A 6,603-nucleotide genomic window follows, 5' to 3' on the forward strand; every position below is an offset into this window, starting at 1 on the left:
TCGTCACGTTGTGGTGTGGCCCGGTCGCTCGTCGCGGCCGGACCGGAAGCCATCGGACCCATCCTGAGTCCACCTGACTCAACTTTACCGCCGGGGCCGACATTCCCGCCACCGGGCGCAACTCCGACGAAACACCCCGCACGCTGTGGTGGTGGCATGACCACGACAGCCACGCGACGGGACCACGCCGTCGCTCCCCCACCACACGATCGACCGCGGCGGCTGGACGGCCTCGACCTCGCCCGCGGGCTCGCCGTCCTCGGGATGATCACCGCGCACTTCGGACCCTTCACCCCCGAGTTCGCCTGGACGGACCCGGGCACGTGGTCCCGGGTCGTGGACGGACGCTCGGCGGTGCTCTTCGCCCTCTGCGCCGGGGTCTCCCTGACCCTGATGACCCGTCCGCGCCCCGACGAGGGGCCGACGGCACTGGTCGACCACCGCCGACGGGTGCTCCTGCGGGCCGTCGCGCTCTTCGTCGTCGGGGCCCTCCTGACGGCACTGGGCACCCCGGTGCTCGTGATCCTCCCGACGTACAGCGTGTGCTTCGTGGCGACGCTGCCGTTCCTCCGGGCCCGGACGCGGACGGTCGCGCTCGTGGCCGCGGGCGCGCTCCTGGTCGGTCCGGTCGTGTGGGTGGCCGGACTGCCCGGCATGCTCTTCGCACCCAGCGACCCGCTCGTCAAGGGCGTGCTCTTCGGCGGCTACCCGGGCATCACCTGGTGGGGCATCGTCCTGGTCGGCCTCCTCGTCGGCCGGCTCCCGCTGCACGCCACCCGGACGCAGGCGGCCCTGGTCGGCACCGGTGGCGTGGCCGCCGCGGTCGGGTACGGCGGAGGTGCGCTCGTCCGCCGGGCGCTGGGGCTCCCGCCGACGAGCGGCCCGGTCGGCAGCAGCAGCGCGGTCGGCAGCAGCGCGGCCGGCAGCAGCGCGGCCGGCAGCAGCGTGTCGGGCGGGAGTGGCGGGTCGTCCGTCGCGACGCCGCCGGACGCTCCCGTGCTGCAGCCGCAGGGTGGCGGCACCCTCGAGCACCCCGAGATCGACTGGAGCGTGCTCACCGCGATCGACCCGCACGCCGGCTCGACCCCGGAGGTGCTCGGCGCCCTCGGCGTCGCGGTCGCCGTGCTCGGGCTGTCCCTCCTCGTCGCGGGTCGGGCCGGACGCCTCCTCGCGCCCGTCCGCGCCGTGGGGACCCTGGCGCTGACGGTCTACGCCGCGCACATCGTGGCGTTCGCCGTGCTCGAACGCACCGCCGACGCGTGGCTCGCCGAGGGCTGGATCCCGGCCGTGTCGATCATGGTGGGCGCGATCGTGCTCGCGACGGCCTGGCGGGCCCGACTCGGCACCGGGCCGCTCGAGCGCCTGGTCAGGTGGGCGAGCCGGAGCCTCGACGGTCCGGGTCGACGATCCCGAACCAGCTGACCACCGCACCGGCGACGAGGAGCACCGCCATCACGACCGCCGCCCGGTGCAGGCCGGCGGTGCTCATCGCGCCGCCGAGCACCACCCCGGCGAGCGCGACCGTCACGAGGCCGGCGATCCGGGCCACCGCGTTGTTCACCGCGGAACCGGCGCCGGCCTCGTCCTGCGGCACCGACCCGAGCACGGCACTCGTGAGCGGCGACACCATGAGCGCGATCCCGACGCCCACGAGCACGAGGGCGGGGAACACCGACCACCAGTACGCCGTCGGGTCCGACCCGGCCCCGAGCACCAGCAGCGCTCCGGCCGCCGCCACGAGCGGGCCCGCCGTCATGAACCGGCGCGGGCCGTGCCGCCCGGCCGCCGCACCGACCGTCGTCGACAGTGCCAGCAGCACGACGGTCGGCGGCAGGGTCGCGATCCCGGCGAGCCAGGCGGGGAAGTGCCAGACCTCCTGCAGGAACAGCGTGACGACGAAACCCACCATCCCGAGGGCGCCGTAGACGGACAGCGTGGCGAGGTTCCCCACCGTGAAGTTCCGCGCGCGGAACAGCACGAGGGGCACGAGCGCCGTGCCACCGGCTGCGGTGACCCGGCGCTCCCACGGGACGAACGCGACGAGGGCCGCGCCGCCGAGCACGAGCGCCAGGACCACCACCGGCGACGCCCACCCGAGCCGCTCCTGCTCGATGAGCCCGAGCACGACCCCACCGACCCCGACCACGGTGAGCACCGCACCGACGACGTCGATCCGCTGGCGGGCACCGGACACCACGTCGCCCGTGATGCGCCGGACCAGCACGATGGTCACCGCGATGGGCACCGCGGTGAGCACGAAGATCCACCGCCAGCCGATGCCGTCGACGATCACCCCGCCGAGCACCGGCCCGACGATGACCGCCGCGCTCGACCAGGCCGTCCACGTCCCGATCGCCTTCGCCCGGGCGGCGCCGGAGAACGCGGCGACGATGAGTGCGAGCGCACTGGGCGTCACGAGTGCCCCGCCGACGCCCTGCAGCGCGCGTGCCACCACGAGCAGCTCGCCGTTCGGCGCCACGGCGCACCCCACCGAGGCGAGGCCGAAGACCACGAGCCCCCAGGTCACGATCCGCACCCGGCCGTACAGGTCCGACAGCGCGCCCGCGACGAGGATGAGCGACCCGAGCGTCACGAGGTAGGCGTCCACGATCCACTGCTGCACGACGAGGCCGCCACCGAGCTCGGAGCGGACCGCCGGCAGGGCGACGTTCACGACGCTCGAGTCGAGCCCGACGACGAACGACGCCAGGACCGCGACGACGAGCACCACGCGCCGGTCGTCACGGAGCGGCGCGTGCTGCGGCGCCTTCGGGTGCGGAGCGGTCATCCGCCCATCCTGCCCCGGCCCGGACGCCTGCCTCCGGGGCATCACGTCCCCCGGGGCCACCACGACGACCCGCGCCCGCGCCCGCGCGGAGGGTCCCGCGTTGCCCGCACCCACGACGGCGGCACCACCCGCACGGACGGCCCCGGAACGACGACGTCCCCCGCGACCGATGGTCGCGGGGGACTGCCGACAGGACGGGGCTGGGTGTCCTGGTCTGGGTGTCCTGGTGTCGAGGACCAGGCCGACCCGCTACTTGCGCAGGTCGGTGTTCGGCTGCACGGACGGGCCCGGGTTGACCACCGGCTGGCCCGTCTGATGCGCCGAGACGTCGGGAGCGACCGTGGTGTTCACGGTGCCGTCGACGTTCGCGGTCTTCTTGTCGTCGCTCATCTCCTTCTTGAAGATGTTGATCGACTGTCCGAGGCCCTTGGCGAGGGCCGGGAGCTTGGTGGCTCCGAAGAGCAGGATGACGATCCCGAGGATGATCAGCAGGTGCATCCCACCGAGGCCTTGCAACATGGTGACTCCTTGATCTGGATCCGGGGACCGTCTGCGTCGTCGTCGACGTGGGCGGCGGAAGTCCGTCGTCCCATCATCGTAACCCGGTCCCCCGACGATGCCCACACGAGCGGCGCAACCGACACCGGACGCTCAGCCTGCCGCATCCGGTGTCGGCGTGACCTCAGCGGAGGTGTTCGTCCAGCGTCGTGAGCACCGGCGCGTCCACGACGAGCCGCGCCTGCTCGTCCGTGAGCCCCCGGAGCCGGAAGTCCACGCGCTCCCCGGGCAGCAGGGTCATGAACCCGCGGTCCACCGTCCCGGTCGGGGCGAGTCGGTCCGGCTGCACGAGCAGGTCCCGCACGACGGAGGCCGCCTCGACCGTCAGGTCGTGCCCGTCGCCGTCGGGCGCCGGTGTCACGGTCGCCCGGAACCGTGCGGTCTCCCACTGCACGTCCTTGTCCGGCGCGCCGGTCCAGACGGCACGCCGCCAGTCCATGTCCGCCACGACGAGCTCGCGCGTCGGGTCGTCGAGCACGCCGACCGACTCGGGGAGCGCGACCACCGCGACGCCGGCCGACGACAGCCGGACGGGCAGCGTGGCCTCGGCGAGGATGACGCCGGTGACGCTCATGCGCCGGACCCGGACGACGCTGTCGTGCCCGGTGCGGGTCGAGCGGACGGCGACCTCGATCGGCGAGTGCCCGAACGCCCCGGGCGACACCCCGAGCGAGCGTTCGACCTGGTCGTGAGCCGGCACCTCGAGCGACAGGGTGTCCGACCCGACGCCGGTGTCCCCCGGACCGGACGCGGCGAGCCCCTCCTCCGGGACGTCCGACGAGAGGGTGTCGCCGGGACCGGCCACCCCGGCGGCGGAGGCGGCGGGACCGTCGTGATCCGCGCCTCCAGGCCGGACCGCCGACGTGCCGTCGACGGACGCGCCGTCGACGGACGCGCCGTCGGCCGACGGACCCTCCACCGTGCGGACGCCCACCGCCAGGCCGTCCACCGGACGGATCGTCAGCAGCACGTCGTCGTACAGCCGACGCAGCTCGTGCGCCAGCGGCTTCAGCCGCCCCGCCGAGTCGATCGCCGACCACGAGGAAACCGGCCACAGGTCGTTGAGCTGCCAGACCACGACACCGGTGTTGCGCGGCCAGTGCGTGCGCCAGTGCTCGACACCCGTCGCGATCGCCCGGGCCTGCTGCAGCTGCGTCAGGTAGAGCCACCGGTCGAGGTCCGCGGGGTCGACCTCGCCGAAGCGCGGCGCGATCCCCCGCGCGAGCTTCGCCATCCCGTCGGCCGCCTTCTGGTGGTGGACGACACCGGGTGAGTCGACGCGCAGCGGCTCGTCCGTCACGGCCTCGCGCAGCGTGCGCCAGGCCGGCGGCGCCTGCCACCCGAACTCCGACACGAAGCGCGGCACCGAGTCCCGGTAGTGGTCGTCGGACAGGCGGTTCCAGACGTCCCAGGAGTGGTGCGTCTCGTGGTCGACGTCGTTCGCGGGGAGCGACTCCGAGCCCGACCACGGCGACGCCACCGTGTAGAAGCGCGACGGGTCGACCGCGTCGACGATCGTCGGCAGCAGGTCGAGGTAGTAGTCGAGGCCCCACCCACGGTCACCGAGCGTCTCCGCCCAGCCGTCGACGTCGTGCAGCCAGATGTTCTCGTTGTTGCCGTTCCACACCACGAGCGAGGGGTGCCGCGCCAACCGGGCGACGTTGTCCCGCGCCTCGGCGACGACCTCGCTCCGGATCGGTTCGATCTCGGGGTACGCGGAGCAGGCGAACGCGAAGTCCTGCCACACGAGCAGGCCGAGTTCGTCGCAGACCTCGTAGAAGTCGCCGGACTCGTAGACGCCGCCGCCCCACACCCGCACCAGGTTCGTGCCGAGCTCGGCGGCCACACGGAGTCGAGCGGACACCCGGGCACGGTCGACGCGGGACACGATGACGTCGTCGGGGATCCAGTTCACACCGCGCACGTCGATCGGTGTGCCGTTGACCACGATCGTGAAGGGCTTGCCGACCGCGTCGTCGGCGGTGTCGATGCGCGCCGACCGGAAGCCGGTCCGCGACGTCCGGCGGTCGAGCACCTCGCCGTCCACGGTCTGCAGCTCGACGGTCACGTCGTACAGGTGCTGGTCGCCGTACCCGCGCGGCCACCAGCGCTGGACCTCGGGCACGCGCACGGTGACGACGACCTCGTCGTCCTTCGGCGTCAGCTGCGCCCGGGAGCGCTGCCGGGTGGTGCCGCCGTCCGCGGTCGCTCCGCTCACGGTGACGACGAGCACGAGGTCGTCGTCCTCGCCGTCCTGGTCGAGGTCGTTCATGCCGGAGCGCTCGACCGCGACGTGGGCGTCGAGCACGCCCTCGCCCGCGTCGACGTCGACGAGGGGCTTCACCTCGGCGAGCCGCGCCGTCGACCAGCGCTCGATCGCGACCGGACGCCAGGGACCGCTCGTGACCGCGGTCAGCCCCCAGTCCCAGCCGAAGTTCGACGCCGTCTTGCGCACGTAGGGGAAGGGCTCGTCGTACGGGCCGGGCATCGCACCGGCCTTGGCGGCGACGCGGCCGGCCTCGCGGTACGGCGACTCGAACAGGATCTCGAGCTCCCGCTCCCCCGCGGTCCCCGGCAGGTCGTTGAGGTCGAAGCGGTAGCGCCGGTGCATGTTGCGGGTCGAGCCGACGACCACCCCGTCCAGGCTCAGTTCGGCGACGGTGTCGAGGCCCTCGCACACCAGGTCGACGCGCTCGGCGCCGCGCGGAGCGACGTCGACGGTGCGGCGGTACGTCCAGTCCGCGCGGCCGACCCACTTCGCGGCCTCCTCGTTCCGGTCGAACGTCGGGTCCGGCAGCAGTCCCTCGCGCTCCAGGTCGGTGTGCACCTGCCCCGGGACCGTGGCCCGGATCGAGCGACCGGCGATGTCGGCGGGTGCGCCCTCCGGGAGCTGCTCCCCCGAGATCGCCACGGTCCAGTCGTCGCGGAGTTCCTCGCGCTCGAGGGTCATGCGGGTCCTTTGCTGGGCGGACGGGACGGGCGGACGGGCCGCCGGACAGGTCCTGTCCCGCGGTCCTGACACCGGCCGGCGGTCGTGCCCGTGGCCGGTGGACCGGACGGGAGGCACGGCACCGGTCGCCCAGGCGTCGTCGCGTCCACGCGCGCGGACGACGGGCGCCGCGCGCGGGGGTGCTCGGGAATGCTAGTACGGGCACCTCGCCGGCACCTCCCCGACGGTCCGGGGACCGCGGTCGCGAACCGGGCCGCGAGGCGGCGTGCCGGTCTGGCCGGCCGCGCCGGCCGGACCGCGCCCCGCC

Annotated in this window: 4 protein-coding genes; 1 reads left to right on the forward strand and 3 read right to left on the reverse strand. The window is 74.0% G+C overall.

Features of this window, described 5'->3' with window-relative positions; all coding sequences use genetic code 11:
* Positions 1-156 precede the first annotated feature (156 nt).
* Positions 157-1,422, forward strand: coding sequence for a heparan-alpha-glucosaminide N-acetyltransferase domain-containing protein (locus BEP24_RS10505; protein ID WP_065963112.1), 1,266 nt, complete (start codon positions 157-159; stop codon positions 1,420-1,422).
* Here the strand turns inward: BEP24_RS10505 and BEP24_RS10510 are convergent.
* The 3 genes from BEP24_RS10510 to BEP24_RS10520 all read right to left on the reverse strand — a co-directional run bounded on the left by BEP24_RS10510 (position 1,367) and on the right by BEP24_RS10520 (position 6,296).
* Complete coding sequence (locus tag BEP24_RS10510) at positions 1,367-2,788, reverse strand: MFS transporter (RefSeq protein ID WP_065963114.1); 1,422 nt, start codon at positions 2,786-2,788, stop codon at positions 1,367-1,369. The genes BEP24_RS10505 and BEP24_RS10510 overlap by 56 nt on opposite strands.
* A 249-nt stretch (positions 2,789-3,037) precedes the next feature.
* A complete protein-coding gene (tatA, locus tag BEP24_RS10515; protein ID WP_065963115.1) occupies positions 3,038-3,307 on the reverse strand; it encodes a twin-arginine translocase TatA/TatE family subunit in 270 nt (89 codons plus the stop codon).
* Positions 3,308-3,470: 163 nt separating this feature from the next.
* Positions 3,471-6,296, reverse strand: a complete 2,826-nt coding sequence (locus BEP24_RS10520) for a glycoside hydrolase family 2 protein (protein ID WP_065963117.1) — start codon at positions 6,294-6,296, stop codon at positions 3,471-3,473.
* Positions 6,297-6,603 lie beyond the last annotated feature (307 nt).

The organism is Curtobacterium sp. UCD-KPL2560, assembly GCF_001705035.1.
GTDB lineage: Bacteria > Actinomycetota > Actinomycetes > Actinomycetales > Microbacteriaceae > Curtobacterium.